The organism is Pinisolibacter sp. (genome assembly GCF_036782435.1).
Lineage (GTDB): Bacteria > Pseudomonadota > Alphaproteobacteria > Rhizobiales > Ancalomicrobiaceae > CALBKH01.
This window is the reverse complement of sequence record NZ_DAIPZB010000002.1, coordinates 105,161-119,853: the sequence shown is the minus strand read 5'-3', so window position 1 is coordinate 119,853 and position 14,693 is coordinate 105,161. Positions and strand designations below refer to the sequence as shown.

General features: G+C 69.1%; 11 protein-coding genes and 1 pseudogene. All 12 read right to left on the bottom strand.

Annotated features, from left to right (window positions below; all coding sequences use genetic code 11):
- Positions 1 to 302: 302 nt before the first annotated feature.
- The gene (locus V7Q42_RS01470; protein WP_333821899.1) at positions 303 to 2,135 is read right to left on the bottom strand and encodes an ABC transporter ATP-binding protein; all 1,833 of its coding nucleotides are present in this window, start codon (positions 2,133 to 2,135) and stop codon (positions 303 to 305) included.
- Between the two features lie 37 nt (positions 2,136 to 2,172).
- Positions 2,173 to 2,928 (bottom strand): DUF1028 domain-containing protein, encoded by a 756-nt coding sequence (locus V7Q42_RS01465; protein WP_333821898.1) that lies wholly within the window; start codon positions 2,926 to 2,928, stop codon positions 2,173 to 2,175.
- Between the two features lie 3 nt (positions 2,929 to 2,931).
- Positions 2,932 to 4,716 carry a gamma-glutamyltransferase family protein gene (locus V7Q42_RS01460; RefSeq protein ID WP_333821896.1) on the bottom strand — a complete coding sequence of 595 codons (1,785 nt, stop codon included), beginning with the start codon at positions 4,714 to 4,716 and terminating at the stop codon, positions 2,932 to 2,934.
- A 22-nt stretch (positions 4,717 to 4,738) separates the two neighbouring features.
- A complete protein-coding gene (locus V7Q42_RS01455) occupies positions 4,739 to 5,608 on the bottom strand; it encodes an ABC transporter permease (protein WP_333821895.1) in 870 nt (289 codons plus the stop codon).
- Positions 5,605 to 6,552 carry an ABC transporter permease gene (locus V7Q42_RS01450; protein WP_333821894.1) on the bottom strand — a complete coding sequence of 316 codons (948 nt, stop codon included), beginning with the start codon at positions 6,550 to 6,552 and terminating at the stop codon, positions 5,605 to 5,607. Before V7Q42_RS01450 ends, V7Q42_RS01455 begins: the two co-directional genes overlap by 4 nt.
- Positions 6,553 to 6,615: 63 nt before the next feature.
- Positions 6,616 to 8,124, bottom strand: a complete 1,509-nt coding sequence (locus V7Q42_RS01445) for an ABC transporter substrate-binding protein (RefSeq protein WP_333821893.1) — start codon at positions 8,122 to 8,124, stop codon at positions 6,616 to 6,618.
- A 19-nt stretch (positions 8,125 to 8,143) separates the two neighbouring features.
- Positions 8,144 to 8,896 (bottom strand): FadR/GntR family transcriptional regulator, encoded by a 753-nt coding sequence (locus V7Q42_RS01440; protein ID WP_333821891.1) that lies wholly within the window; start codon positions 8,894 to 8,896, stop codon positions 8,144 to 8,146.
- Between the two features lie 178 nt (positions 8,897 to 9,074).
- Positions 9,075 to 9,725, bottom strand: a complete 651-nt coding sequence (locus tag V7Q42_RS01435) for an HAD family hydrolase (RefSeq protein ID WP_333821951.1) — start codon at positions 9,723 to 9,725, stop codon at positions 9,075 to 9,077.
- Positions 9,726 to 9,782: 57 nt separating this feature from the next.
- A pseudogene (locus tag V7Q42_RS01430) lies at positions 9,783 to 11,360 on the bottom strand (FGGY-family carbohydrate kinase); the annotation flags it as partial.
- 12 nt (positions 11,361 to 11,372) lie between these two features.
- Positions 11,373 to 12,851 (bottom strand): mannitol dehydrogenase family protein, encoded by a 1,479-nt coding sequence (locus V7Q42_RS01425; protein ID WP_333821890.1) that lies wholly within the window; start codon positions 12,849 to 12,851, stop codon positions 11,373 to 11,375.
- A 67-nt stretch (positions 12,852 to 12,918) separates the two neighbouring features.
- The gene (locus tag V7Q42_RS01420; RefSeq protein ID WP_333821889.1) at positions 12,919 to 13,692 is read right to left on the bottom strand and encodes an L-iditol 2-dehydrogenase; all 774 of its coding nucleotides are present in this window, start codon (positions 13,690 to 13,692) and stop codon (positions 12,919 to 12,921) included.
- Positions 13,689 to 14,690, bottom strand: coding sequence for an ABC transporter ATP-binding protein (locus V7Q42_RS01415; protein ID WP_333821888.1), 1,002 nt, complete (start codon positions 14,688 to 14,690; stop codon positions 13,689 to 13,691). The genes V7Q42_RS01420 and V7Q42_RS01415 overlap by 4 nt, the downstream gene beginning before the upstream one ends.
- Positions 14,691 to 14,693: the final 3 nt, after the last annotated feature.

The window sequence follows — 14,693 nt, the reverse complement described above, 5'->3', positions numbered from 1 at the left end:
ACGAACGCGGGCGGCGACTTACCGATGGGGCCGCGCGGAACCGGCCGGACGTCCGTCCCGTCACCGCGCCCACTCGTCACACCAACGCAACCCACCCGACCATGCCGGGCAATATTCGAATATCAGAATATGCTTGATTCGAATTTGCGGGGCATCAAATCTCGGGTCCGCTTCGCCACGTACGGTTCTTCACCTGTCGCAGACCCGAACATGTTGACGTCACGGTCTTTCCGCCGCACGCGGCCATGTGTGGTGGTCGCCGCCCCGGGAAGCGCGGTCGCGGTCCGCGTCGCTCGTCGCGGTCACCCGACCGCCCCTTCCATGACCATGTGTCCGGGCGCGACGGTGCGATAACGTCGCTCCGGCGCCACGTAGTCGAGCGGCCGGACCGGGCTCTTCAACTCCTGGCCGGAAAGATCGCGGCGGATGCCGCGCCGCGCCGGATCGGGAACCGGGACGGCGGCCATCAGACGCTTGGTGTAGGGGTGCTGCGGGTCGCCGAAGATCGCTTCGCGCGGTCCGATTTCGACGATCTCGCCGAGATACATGACGGCGATGCGGTGACTGACCCGTTCGACCACGGCCATGTCGTGGGAGATGAACAGGAAGGCGATCTTCAGGTTCTCCTGCAGATCCATCAGCAGGTTGCACACCTGCGCCTTGATCGACACGTCGAGCGCCGAGACGCTCTCGTCGGCGACGATCACCTTCGGGTCGAGCGCCAGCGCCCGGGCGATGGCGATGCGTTGACGCTGGCCGCCGGAGAATTCGTGCGGATAGCGGCTCATCATCGTCGGATCGAGGCCGACGCGGGTGAGGAGGTCGGCCGCCTTGTCGCGCGCTTCCGCGCGCGTGCCGAGGCGGTGGGCGGTGTAGGGCTCCGCCACCGACGCGCCGACGGTCATGCGCGGATTGAGACTGGCGAACGGATCCTGGAAGATCATCTGGACGCTGCGCCGCATGCGCAGCAGGTCGCGGGAATCGAGATCGAGGACGTCGAACCCGTCGAGGTCGACGCGGCCGCTACGCGGTTCGACCAGCCGCAGGATCGACCGCCCGGTCGTCGACTTGCCGCAACCGGACTCGCCGACCAGAGACAGCGTCTCGCCCTGGAAGAGATCGAACGACACCTTCTCCACCGCATGGATCTCGCCGGTCTTGCGGCCGAAGACGCCGCCGCGCACCTCGAAGCGGGTGACGAGATCGCGGACCGCCAGCACCGGCTCCTCGTGCGTCGCGACGGTGGCGTCGACCGATTTGCCCTCCGCCTGGACGCCGGTCGCCATGTCGACGATCGGGAAGCGCCGCGGCCAATGCTCCCCCGCCATCTCGCCGAGCCGCGGCACCGCGGCGAGCAGCGCCCGGGTGTAGGGATGACGACCGGCGAGGAACACCTCCTCGGTCGTACCGGTCTCCACCGCGTCGCCGCGGAACATCACCATGGTGCGATCGGCCACCTCGGCGACCACGCCCATGTCGTGGGTGATGAAGAGGACGGCCATGTCCTCCTCTTCCTGGAGCTGTTTGATCAGATCGAGGATCTGGCCCTGGATGGTGACGTCGAGCGCCGTCGTCGGCTCGTCGGCGATCAGGAGCTTCGGCCGCGAGGCGAGCGCCATGGCGATCATCACCCGCTGCCGCATGCCGCCGGAGAACTGGTGTGGATGTTCGTCGAAGCGCGACGCGGCATTGGGAATGCGCACCTTCTCGAGCAGCCGCAACGTCTCGGCGCGGGCGTCGCGCTTGGAGAGGCCGAGATGGCAGGTGAGGGATTCCGAGATCTGCCGCCCGATCGTGAAGATCGGATTGAGGCTGGTCATCGGCTCCTGGAAGATCATCGCCATGTCGCGCCCGCGCACGGCGCGCATCTCCTTCTCGGAGAGCCCGCCGAGGTCGCGGCCGGCGAGTCGGATCCGCCCCTCGATGCGCGACACCCGCGGCGGTAAGAGGCGCATGATCGACAGCGACGTGACGCTCTTGCCCGAGCCGCTTTCGCCGACGATCGCCAGGGTCTCGCCCGGCCGCACCTCGAACGAGACGTCACGCACCACCGTCGACCACCGGCCGTCGACCTGGAACGACGTCGACAGGCCTTCGACGGTGAGAACGGGTTCGGTGGGGGAGGCGGCGGTCATCGGCGGGTCCTTCGGCGTCCTGTCGGGCGATGCGAGGTCACGGCTTCCACGGCGTGGCGAACGAGGCCGACGGACGACCTTCGGCTTCGCGCGCCGCTTCCAACTCGGCGATCTTGCGATCGATGACCGAGCGATCGAGCATGCCGTCCGGGTTCGCCCGGGTCGGCAGGGTCTCGGCGACATGGAGAAAGCGCTCCTGCGCCACGGCGTAGAGGCGGCGCAGCTCGGCGAGCGGATCGGTGTGGTCGTCGGCGCGGATGTCGAGCCACGGGTAGTCCTGGTCGCGATGGATGACGATCGCCGCCGACTGCTTGCCGCGCTTGTCGCCGCCGGCGTCCTCACCGGCCTGCATCGCCTCGAGGAAGCGCTCGATCAGCGGCTTGCCGGCGGTCTTCTCGAACACCTCGAGCGTCGTGGCGATCACCTGCGGCCCGGCCAGCATGTTGCCGGCGACCGAGACGTTGTCCGAGATCAGATGCCCGGCCCAGTCGATGCAGGCCGCGCCGGTGAAGGCGGTGTTGCGTCCGGTCGCGTCGATCAGGTGGAACTGGCGCTGGCGGTGGCCGGCGTCGCGACCGGTGAGGATCGGCACGATCTCCTCCGGCGATTTTCCTTCGGCGAGCAGCGTCAGGCCGTCGACGCCGTAGAGCGGATTGACGAAAGCCTGAGTGGCGACGGCGCCGACGCCGGCGCGGATGTGCGGCACCAGCGTGCCGACGGAGAAGAAGCGGCTGGCGACGGCGATGCCGAAATGGCCGGTTGCCGGATCACGCGCGACGATGGACCAGGTCATGGATCACCTCCCGATGGCATAGGCTTGCATCAGCCGCGGCGTCGCGCCGGCGCGCAGCAGCCCGTCTGGGTCACGTTTCGCCGCCGTCAGGCGGCCGATCGACCACGGTTCGGTCACCGTCAGGCGGTGGCCGCGGCGGCGCAGTTCGTCGATGGTCGCGACCCCGAACGTCTCCTCCAGCATCAGGCTGCCCGGTTCGCGGGTGCGCGGATGGAACGAGCCGGGGAAATGCGCCGTGTGGAACAACGGCCGATCGATCGTCGCCTGAAGATCGAGGCCGTGATGGACGTGGCGCAGGAAGAAGGACAGCTGCCACTGATCCTGCTGGTCGCCGCCGGGCGTGCCGAAGGCGAGGGTGGGGCGTCCCTCGTGCAGCGCCAGCGACGGCGTCAGCGTGGTCCGCGGCCGTTTGCCCGGGGCGAGCGAAGACGGCAGACCGGGCTCCAGCCAGAACATCTGCGCCCGCGAGTTGAGGCAGAAGCCGAGGCCCGGAATGGTCGGCGAGGATTGCAGCCAACCGCCCGACGGCGTCGTCGACACCATGTTGCCCCAGCGGTCGATGACGTCGATGTGCACCGTGTCGCCGCGCTTCTCCGAGAGGTGCGCCATGGTCGGCTCGTAGACCGCGCCGGTCTTCGACGACGCCCCGAGCATCGCCAGGGTGCGCTCCCGCTGCGCCTCGTAGCCGGCGATGAGGCCGGGCCTCAGATCGAGCGACGCCGTGTCGCCGATGAGCGCGCGCCGCTCGGCGGCGTAGGCCGCGCTCAGCAGCGTCTCGACCGGGACGTCGATGAAGGCGGGGTCGCCGTAGTAGACCTCGCGGTCGGCGAAGGCGAGTTTCATCGCCTCGACCACGGTGTGGACGAAGTCGGGCCCGTTCGGATCCATCGCGGCGATGTCGTAGCCGGCGAGGATCGCCAGCGACTGGAGGAGCACCGGCCCCTGACCCCACGGACCGGTCTTGGCGACCGTCCAGCCGTGGTAGTCGAGCGTGGTCGGCGCCTCGGTGCTCGCCGACCAGCCGGCGAGGTCCTGCGCCGAGAGCACGCCCTTGTGGCGCGCACCCGAGCCGTCCATCACTTCCGCAGAGCGCAGATGGGCCTCGATCTTCTCGGCGACGAACCCGCGATAGAAGGCGTCGCGCGCCGCCTCGATACCCGCCTCGCGGCCGCGCGCCGCCTCCGCCTCGGCGACGATCCGCCGCCAGGTGTCGGCGAGGACCGGATTGCGGAAGAGCGCATGCGGCCGCGGCGGCGCCCCGCCCGGCAGCCACGTCGCGTAGGACGTCGGCCAGTGTTCGCGGAAGAAGTCGCCGAGCCCGGCGATGGTGGCGGCGACCCGCGGCAGCACCGGATGGCCCGCTTCGGCATAGTGGATGGCCGGTTCGAGCACCTCGCGCACGCTCATCGTGCCGTGGTCGCGCAGCATGAGCATCCAGCCGTCGAAGGCGCCGGGGATGACGGCGGCGAGCAACCCGTCGCCGGGGATCAGGTCGATGCCCTCGCGGCGATAGTGCTCGATGGTGGCGCCGGCCGGTGCCGGTCCCTGACCGCAGATCACCTCGACCTTGCCGGTGCGGGCGGAGTGGTAGACCACCGGCAGATCGCCGCCGGGGCCGCACAGATGCGGCTCGACGATCTGCAGGACGAAGCCGGTCGCCACCGCCGCGTCGAAGGCGTTGCCGCCCTTTTCCAGGATCGACATGCCGACGGCGGAGGCGATCCAGTGGGTCGAGGTGACGACGCCGAAGGTGCCGAGGATTTCCGGACGGGTGGTGAAGCCGGTCATGGTCGTTTCCGATCTCGGAGGGTCAGGCGGAGCGAGGGTCGAGGGCGTCGCGCAGACCGTCGCCCAGAAGATTGAAGCCGATGACGACGAGGAAGATCGCGCTGCCCGGCCACACCGCCATCCACGGCGCCTGCACCAGGAAGTTCTTGGCGACGTTGAGCATCGACCCCCAACTGGCGGCCGGCGGTTGCTGGCCGAGACCGAGGAAGGAGAGGCTCGCCTCGGCGATGATGGCGGTCGCCACCGTCAGCGTCGCCTGCACCAGGATCGGCGGCAGCACGTTGGGGAAGATGTAGCGGACCATGATCGCCACCGGCCCGAGGCCGATGGATCGAGCGCCCTCGACATATTCCTCGGTCTTCACCGCCAGCACCTGACCGCGGGTCAGTCGCACGAAGATCGGCAGCGCCGACAGCGCGATGGCGATCATCGAATTGATCAGGCTCGGGCCGAGGAACGCGGCGAGCGCGATCGCGGTGATCAGGAACGGCATCGCCAGGAAGGCCTCGGTGACGCGCGACACGAGAATGTCGAACCACTTGCCGAAGTAGCCGGAGAGGATGCCGAGCGGCACGCCGATCGACACCGCCAGCGTCACCGAGAAGAACCCGGCGGAGAGCGAAGCCCGCGCCCCCCAGATCATCCGGGCGAGGATGTCGCGACCGAGCTCGTCGGTGCCGAGCGGGTGGAGGAGCGACGGCGCCTTGCGGATCGCCGTCCAACTGGTGGCGTTGGGGTCGGGGATCGGCAGCAGCGGCGCGGCGAGCGCCAGGAGCGTGAAGAAGCCGACGATGCAGAGCCCGACGACGGCTCCCTTGTGCGCCTTCAGCTTGCGCCAGGCGCGGTTCGTCGGGGAGGAGATCGCCGTCTCGGGGGTGTCGATCGCGCTCACAGCGAGGCCCTCATCCGCGGATTGAGCAGGACGTAGAGCACGTCCGCGATCAGGTTCATGGTGATGAAGCCGAAGGCGGTGCACAGCACGACGCCCTGGACCACGGCGTAGTCGCGGGTGAAGACCGCATCGACGATCAGCTTGCCGAAACCGGGGATGGTGAAGATCTGTTCGGTGAGCACCGCGCCGGCGAGGAGCTCGCCGAAGAGGAGTGCGCTGAGGGTGACGATCGGCAGGACGGCGTTGCGCAAGGCGTGCGACAGGATGACGGACCGTTCGGCGAGCCCCTTGGCGCGGGCGGTGCGGATGTAGTCGGAACTGAGCACCCCGATCATCGACGACCGCGTGTGCCGCATCATCGAGGCGGCGAGCGCGTTGCCGAGCACGAAGGACGGCATCAGCATGGTCTTGAGCGACAGGAGCGGATCGACGAAGAACGGCTGATACCCCGACGCCGGCAGCCAGCCGAGCTGCACCGAAACGAGCAGGATCAGCATGATGCCGAGCCAGAAGTTCGGTACCGACAGGCCCGAGAGCGCCAGAACGCTGGCCAGATAGTCGATCGCCGTGTTCTTCTTCACCGCCGCCAGGATGCCCATCGGGATGCCGAGCAGCAGCGCGAAGGTCATCGACATCACCGCCAGCTGCAGCGTCACCGGCAGTTTCTCGGCGATCAGCGACAATACCGGCTGGTTGGTACGCAGCGAGATGCCGAGGTCGCCCTGGAGCGCGTTGCCGAGCCAGGCGAGGTACTGCATCGGCACCGGGTCGTTGAGGTGATACTTCTCGCGCAGCGCCTCGATCACCGCCGGATCGCGCTCCTCGCCGGCCATCACCAGGACGGGGTCGCCCGGCAGCAGCTTCTGCAGCGAGAAGACGAAGAGCGAGATGATCAGCAGCGTCGGGATCGCCAGCAGCAGTCGTCGCGCAATGAAGGCGTACATCGCGAACTCCGGATCGGGCGGAGGGGGGCGGGAGGAGAGGGGATCTCCCCTCCCGCCGATCGGTCAGTTGGCCTTGGCCATGCCGGTCAGACGGATCATGCCGTCGGGCGAGGGCACGAAGCCGGTCACCTTCTTGTCGAAGCCCCACAGCCACGACTGATGCGCCAGGTAGATGTAGGGCAGGTCGTCGTCGAGGATGGCGGCGGCCGCGTCGTACTTCTCCTTGCGCACCTTGAGGTCGACCGAGGCGCGGGCGGCGTTCAGAAGCTCGTCGACCTTCGGGTTGCAGTACTTCACCTCGTTGAGGCCGCCCTTGCAGGTGACGAATTGGTGGATGTTGCCGTCCGGATCGACGCGGCCGGACCAGTCGGTCCGCGCCATCTGGAAGTTGCCGGCGGTCTCCTCGTTGAGGAGCGTGGCGAACTCCATGGTCTTGAGTTTCACGTCGAAACCGGCCTCGGCCACCATCGCCTGCACCGCCTCCATCATCTGGACGACGATCGGGCTGTTGGAGACCAGCATCTCGATCTCCAACCGGTCGTGACCGGCGGCCTTGAGCAGCGCCTTGGCCTTGGCGACGTCGCGGGCCGGCACCGGGATCTTGGCATTGTACCAGGGGCTCGTCGGCGCGACCGGCTGGTTGCCGGCCGGCGCGGTGCCTTCGTAGACGATCTGGTTCAGCGCCTCGCGGTCGATGGCGAGCGAGAACGCCTGCCGCACCCGCTTGTCCTTGCCCATCGGCGTGTCGGCGCGCGGGCCATGGCCGACGTTCACGTAGATCGACAGGAAGCCGAGGTTGACGACCTGGGCGAGGCCGAGCTTGGCGTCCTTCTTCACCACGGCGGCGTCGGTCGGCGACATGCGCTCGATCATGTCGAGGTCGCCGGCGCGCAGGTTGGCGAGCCGCACGGTGGCGTCGACGATCGGCAGGTAGGTCACCTTGTCGAAGTGGATGTTGTCCTTGTTCCAGTAGTCGGCGAACTTCTTCAGCACGATGCGGTCCTGCTGGACGCGCTCGACGAATTCGAACGGCCCGGCGCACACCGGCTTGCTGGAGAAGTTGGCGCCGAGTTCCGCCGCCGCCTTCGGCGACACGATCATGCCGGCGCGGTCGGAGAGCTGGGCGAGGAGTGTGGCGTCCGGTTGCTTGAGGGTGAACTTGACCTCGAGCGGCCCCGTCGCCTCGACCGAGGCGATCGAGGCGACCTCGCTCTTGCGTCGCGATTCCGGCATCGTCTGATTGCGCTTGATGGTGGCGACGACCGCTTCGGCGTCCATCGCCGTGCCGTCGTGGAACTTGACGCCGGGGCGCAGCTTCATCGTCAGCACCTTGTCGCCGTCCGACCACGCCCATTCGGTGGCGAGCTGCGGCACGATCTCGAGGTTCGGCGTCACGTCGACGAGCTTGTCGCACATCGCCGTGTAGACGATGCGGCCGACGAAGGTGCGCGACTGTGCCGGGTCGAGCATGTCGGGGTCCTCCGCCAGACCGATCTTCAGGTCGGCGGCGAAGGCGGGGGCGGCGAAAAGCGCGCCGGTCAGAAACGTCGCAAGAAGTCCTGCTTTCTTCATGCCCTTCTCCTCTTCGATCTCAGCGGTTCTCCGAGCGCTCGGACTGCGGTCCGGGCCCTCGTACGAGTCGGTCCGTGAAGACGTCGTGCGAGGTCGCCCGCACGAGGTTCTCCTGGATGGTGAGCAGGTGACGGCGCATCGCCTCGCCGGCGCCCAGCGGATCGCGCGCCGCGATCGCGTCGACGATCGTCAGATGCTGGTCGTGGGTGATCGGGCGGCTGCGCGCCGCGACGCGCGCCTGCTCGCGGATCTTCTGCCAGGCGAGGTCCTGCCGCACCCGGTTCATCATGTCGAAGAGAGCCAGCATCAGGTTGTTGCCGGCGCACTGGGCGATCTTGCGATGCAGGGCGCCGTCCCACAGCTCGCGCGCATCGGCGTCGGCGCATTCGCCGATCTTGCCGATTAGATCGTACATGCTGCGGATGTCCTCGGGCTTCGCCCGCATGGCGGCGAGCTGGGCGAGCTGCGGCTCGAGCCGCAGGCGCACCTCCATCACCTCCATCGGATCGGTGTCCGCGACCAGGACCTCGAGACGTTCCTCCGTCTCCGCCGGACGTGAGCCGACGAAGGTGCCCGACCCCTGGCGGCGCCAGACGATGCCCTCCGATTCCAACACCTCGAAGGCACGGCGAACCGACCGGCGGCTCACGCCGAGCTCTTCGGCGAGGGTCCGTTCCGTCGGCAGCCGCGTACCCTTCTCGAAGCGGCCGCTGCGCAGGAGCGACCGGAGACGGTCGAGGGCGGCATTGGAATTGTCGCTGTCGTCGTGCATGGATTGGTGCGGCCCAATTTCGAATTGGTTCAGTTCATCCCGAGCCGCCGGCGCCGTCAAGCGCAAAAGCGGCCAACAAACGGGCTTGCCGAAAGTTCGAGCACTTTGCCGGTGAAATGACCGCGTCCCGTCCGCCGACATGCCGACGCGGCGGATGAGGTGCCGAGCGATGGCGCCGTCAGTCGATCAGCGTCGCCAGATCCTCGAAGCTCGTCACGATCGCCCGAGGACGGGCCGCACGCAGACGGGCTTCGTAGTCGGCGCCGACCGCGTGGCCGCCGCCGAGGAAGCCGATCACGGCCATTCCCGCCCGCTGTGCCGCCTCGATGCCGACGGCGCTGTCCTCGATCACCACACAGTCGGCGGGCTCGACGCCCATGGTCCGTGCCGCATGGAGAAACAGGTCGGGCGCCGGCTTGCCGCGCGCCACCATCGTCGCCGAGAACACGCATCCGGTGAAGCGATCGGCGAGACCGGCCGCGGTCAGCGCGACATCGAGCCGGTGCGGCGAACTCGACGACGCCAGGCAATGGGCGATGCCCCGCGCCGCCAATCGATCGAGCAGCCGCACGACGCCCGGGATCGCGGTCAATTCGCTGCGGAACCGCGCGAACAGCCGCTCCTGCAGATCGACCGCGTCGGCTTCGTCGATCCGCACGCCCCAGGCCTCGTGGATGCCGGCGTAGGCCTCGGCGGCGCTGCGGCCCAGCGTCCGGGCGGCGAGTTCGGCGTCGTCGACGGTGGCGCCCCGGTCCTCGATGTGCGCCTTCAACACCGCGAGGGCGATCGGCTCGCTGTCGACCACGACCCCGTCGCAGTCGAAGATCACCAGTCGTCGGCGGGCGAGAAGCGCGGCGGCACGTTCGCCCGATCCGCGCCGCTCGACCAGCCGGTCGACCTCGCGGCGGTGGGCATGCAGCGCGAGGAAGATCTCGTAATCGACGTCGTGACGGCGCTTCGCCCGTCGATCCGGCACGCGCACCGTGTCGCCGACGCGCATCGCCTCGGCGGCGGCGGCCGGACCGTCGTGGAGACCGGCGGCGCAGGCGGCGAGCATGGCGGTGCCGCGCAGCATGGCGTTGTCTTCGCCGGTGACGACGACATCGCAACCGGTGACGTCGCCGTAGAGTTCGACGAGAAGGGGGTTGCGGGCATGCCCGCCGGTCAGATGCAGGATATCGATCGTCCGCCCGGCGGCGCGCATCGCCTCGAGGATGTGACGGACGCCGAGAGCGAGTGCCACGCCGGTGCGCCAATAGAGGGCGCACAGCCCGTCGAAGGACGCGTCGACGTCGAGGCCCGAGACGACCCCGAGGGCGCGCGGGTCGGCGAGCGGCGAGCGGTTGCCGTGGAAGTCGGGCAGCACGTGCAGGCGCTCGGCGAAGGCCGCGCCGTCGCGCGCCCTCGAGTCCTCGATGCGGCGGATCACCCGCTCGACCAGATCCGGCGTCGGTTCGCCGCCGGCCCGGTGCAGACGGATGACGTGGTCGAGCAGCGCCCCCGAGGCCGACTGCCCACCCTCCGTCACCCACAGATCCGGAAGAATCGCACCGAAATAGGGACCCCAGCTCCCGGCGAAGACGATCGGTCGCGGTGACAGAGTCATGACGCAGCTCGACGTTCCGGCGATCAACGCCGCGCGGCGATCGAGTTCGCTCGCCGTCCGGCCGAAGGGGCCGAGCAGCGCCAGCGCGCCGGCATAGGCGTCGACGAGCCCGGCGCCGACCCGGCAGTCGGGGGAGAGGCCGAGTTCGCGCGCCGCCTTCGCGGTGAGCGGCCCGAGGTCGGTGCCGGGCGCCACCGCCCGGGCGGGAAGCGCGCCGCGTTCGGTCAGGTCGTCGAGGCCGACCGCGGCGAGATGATCCCGCGCCCAGGGTTCGGCCTCGTGCGGCAGGTAGGCCCATTTGCAGCCGAGCGTGCACTGCGATCGCGCCGTCGCACCACTCGCCTTCCAGGTGAGGAAATCGGCGAGATCGAAGAGGTGGCCGATGCGGGCCCAAGCCTGCGGCAGGCGTCGCTTCAGCCACATCAGCTTCGGCGTCTGCATCTCCGGCGACATGACGCCACCGACCCGATCGAGAACCGCATGACCGGTGGCGGTGCACTGGTCCGCCTCGGCCAGGGCGCGATGATCGTGCCAGACGATCGTGTCCCAGCGATCCGCGCCGGTGATCGACACCGACACCGGTCGGCCGTCGGCATCGCGCGCCACCAGCGAGCAGGTGGCGTCGAAGGCGATCGCCGCCACCGCGTCGCCGGAGATCCCCGCCGCCATGACCGCCGCGCGCGTCGCGGCGCAGACCGCCGCCCAGATGTCCTCGCTGTCGTGCTCGGCGTGGTCGGGCGCCGGTCGATGGATCCGCACCGGATGTTCGGCCGAAGCCGCCATCCGACCGTGTTCGTCGAATATGCCGACGCGTGCGCTGCTCGTCCCCACGTCGACGGCGCAGAGATGTCGAGCCATGCCTTCGTCCCGTCAGTCGCCTCTGACGTAATCTGTCAGAACCGCGAGGGTTCCGCGATCCCACAGGTCGCGAAGATGACGGGAAAACCGCTCGCGGAAAGCGGGTGCGTCGGCGACGTCGCCGAAGACGTCGCCGAGCCCGTCGAGGAAGACGGTCGGTTCGGCACGCGCCGCCGCCGCCAGCGGCCGCAGCCGCTCCGCCGCCGGATCGTCGACCGGGATCGGCCGACCGGCGTCGTCGGTTCCGGCGCAGAAGCGGCACCACGCCGCCGAAACGAGCGCCAGCCCGGTGACGTCGAGCCCCTTCGCCAAGCGGTCGCGCAGCGACGGCACGATGAACTTCGGCTGGCGGTTCGAGCCGTCCTGGCAGAGCCGCGGGATCGTGTCGGCGATCTTCGGGTTGGCGAAGCGCTGCGCGATGAGCCGGTAATAGGCGACGAGGTCGGTGTCCGGCACCGGCGGCACGATCGGCACGATCTCGCTCGTCTCGAGCTTGTCGAGGAAGGCGGCGATCGACGGATGGGCCATGGCGTCGTGAACGAAATGGACGCCGATCAACGCCGCCGGATAGGCGATCGCCGCGTGTCCGCCGTTGAGGATGCGGATCTTCATCAATTCCCACGGCGCGACGTGGTCGACGAAGGTGACGCCGACCGTCTCGAAGGCCGGCCGGCCGAGCGGGAACCGGTCCTCGAGCACCCACTGCTTGAACGGTTCGCAGAACACCGGCCAGTTGTCGTGGACGCCGAAATCGGTCTCCAGCGCCTGCCGCTCGCGCTCCGTGGTCGCCGGGGTGATACGGTCGACCATGCCGTTCGGAAAGGCGACCGTCTCCTCCACCCAGCCGGCGAAGGCGGGATCGGTGAGCCGCGCCAGCCCGGCGAGCGTCTGGCGCGTCACCTCGCCGTTGCCGGGGATGTTGTCGCAGGACATGACGGTGAAGGGCGCGAGCCCCGCCGCGCGACGCCGGCGAAGCCCCTTCAGGATCAGGCCGAACACGGTGCGCGGATGGTCGGGCGCCGCGGCGTCGGCGACGATGTCGGGATGGCCGGCGTCGAAACGTCCGCTCGCCGAATCGAGGAAGTAGCCGCCCTCGGTGATGGTCAGCGAGACGATGCGGATCTCGGGCGAGGCGAGCGTCGCCACCAGCCGATCGCGGTCCTCGACCGGGATGAAGTCGATCATCGGCCCGATCACCCGCACCGCCGCCGGATCGCCGCCGAGTTCGACCAGGGTCGTGAGGTAGTCCTGGGACGCCAGCGCCTCGCGCATGGTCTCGTCGGAGGGGCGCACCCCGGCGCCGACGATCCCCCAGTCGAGCGCCTCGCCGCGGCTCATCAACAGGTCGAGATAGACCGCCTGATGGGCGCGGTGGAAGTTGCCGACGCCGAAATGGACGATGCCGGGCGTCAGGTCGCCTCGCGCGTAGGTCGGGCGGGTGACGCCGGCCGGAAGCCGGTCCAGCGTCGACGACGAGAGTGCGATGACCATGTTCGTCTCCACGAGATCCGGGACCGCGGGGGCGATCGAGGCCGCCCCGGCTCACGCGATCTCGGCCTCAGCTCATCCAGTTGCCACCATCGACGTTGTAGGTCTGGGCGACGACGTAATCGCTCTCGGCCGAGGCCAGGAAGATCGCCATGCCGACGAGATCCTCCGCCGTGCCCATGCGGCCATAGGGCACCGCCTCGCCGACGAGACGCTTCTTCTCGCCGAGCGGCCGGTTTTCGTATCTGGCGAAGAGAGCGTCGACCCCGTCCCAGTGCTCGCCGTCGACGACGCCGGGGGCGATGGCGTTGACGTTGATCCGGTGCCGGATCAGGTCGAGCCCGGCCGACTGGGTGAGCGAGATCACCGCCGCCTTGGTGGCGCAGTAGACGGCCACCAGCGCTTCGCCGCGCCGTCCCGCCTGGCTCGCCATGTTGATGATCTTGCCGCCGCGCCCGCGCCCGATCATCGATTTCGCCGCCGCCTGGAGGGTGAAGAGCGTGCCGGCGACGTTGACGGCGAAGAGCCGGTCGTAGCTCTCGCGGCTGATCTCGACGACGGGGGCGAGGTCGAAGAGGGCGGCGTTGTTGACCAGGATGTCGAGGCCGCCGGTGCGGGCCTCGACCGCGGCTACGCCCGCCTCGATCGACGCCTGATCGGAGACGTCCATGCGGACCGCCCAGGCCGCTGGGCCGATCTCGCGCGCCGTCGCCTCGGCGCGCTCGACGTTCACGTCGGCGATGGCGACCGTCGCCCCTTCCCGCACATAGGCCTCGGCGAAAGCGCGGCCGATGCCGCGCGCGGCGCCGGTGATCAGCACCGACTTGTGCCCGAGCCGTTTCATCTGATCGCCATCCCTTTGTCGTCGAAGCGATGGATGGCGGCCGGATCGGGGGTCAGACCGACCCGATCGCCGTGGCGGAAGCCGACGTCGCCGCCGGCGCGCACCGTCAGGGTGCCGAGGTCGCCGGCGTCGACGTGCAGGAAGGTGTCGGAGCCGAGCCGCTCGGCGACGCCGACCGTGCCCGGCCAGTCGCCGCCGTCGGCCGAGATCGCCAGATGCTCGGGGCGCACCCCGATGGTGTGGGCGCCGTGCGCCGCCGCCACCGGCCCGGTGACGAAATTCATCTTCGGCGAGCCGATGAAGCCGGCGACGAACAGGTTGTCGGGGCGACGGTAGAGGTCGAGCGGCGAGCCGACCTGGGCGATGCGGCCCTTGTTCAGCACCACGATCTTGTCGGCCATGGTCATCGCTTCGACCTGGTCGTGGGTGACGTAGATCATGGTGGTGCCGAGCTGGTGGTGCAGCTCGGAGATCTCGAGCCGCATCTGCACCCTGAGCGCCGCGTCGAGATTGGACAGCGGCTCGTCGAACAGGAACGCCGAGGGTTGGCGCACGATGGCGCGACCGATGGCGACGCGCTGGCGCTGGCCGCCGGAGAGCTGCTTCGGCTTGCGATCGAGGTAGTCGGTGAGGTTGAGGGTGGCCGCCGCCGCCGTCACCTTGGCGTCGATCTCGTGCGCCGTCATGCCCGCCATCTTCAGCGGGAAGGCGATGTTGGCGCGCACGCTCATGTGCGGATAGAGCGCGTAGGACTGGAACACCATCGACAGTCCGCGCTTGGCCGGCGCGAGGTCGGTGGCATCGCGCCCGTCGATCAGGACGCGGCCGGCGGAGACGTCCTCGAGCCCGGCGATGAGGCGCAGGAGCGTCGACTTTCCGCAGCCCGAAGGGCCGACGAACACGGTGAACTCGCCGTCGCCGATCTCGAGATCGATCGGCGGGATGACGGTCACTTCCCCGAAGGTCTTCTCGACCTTTTCCAAGACGATGCTGCCCATGGG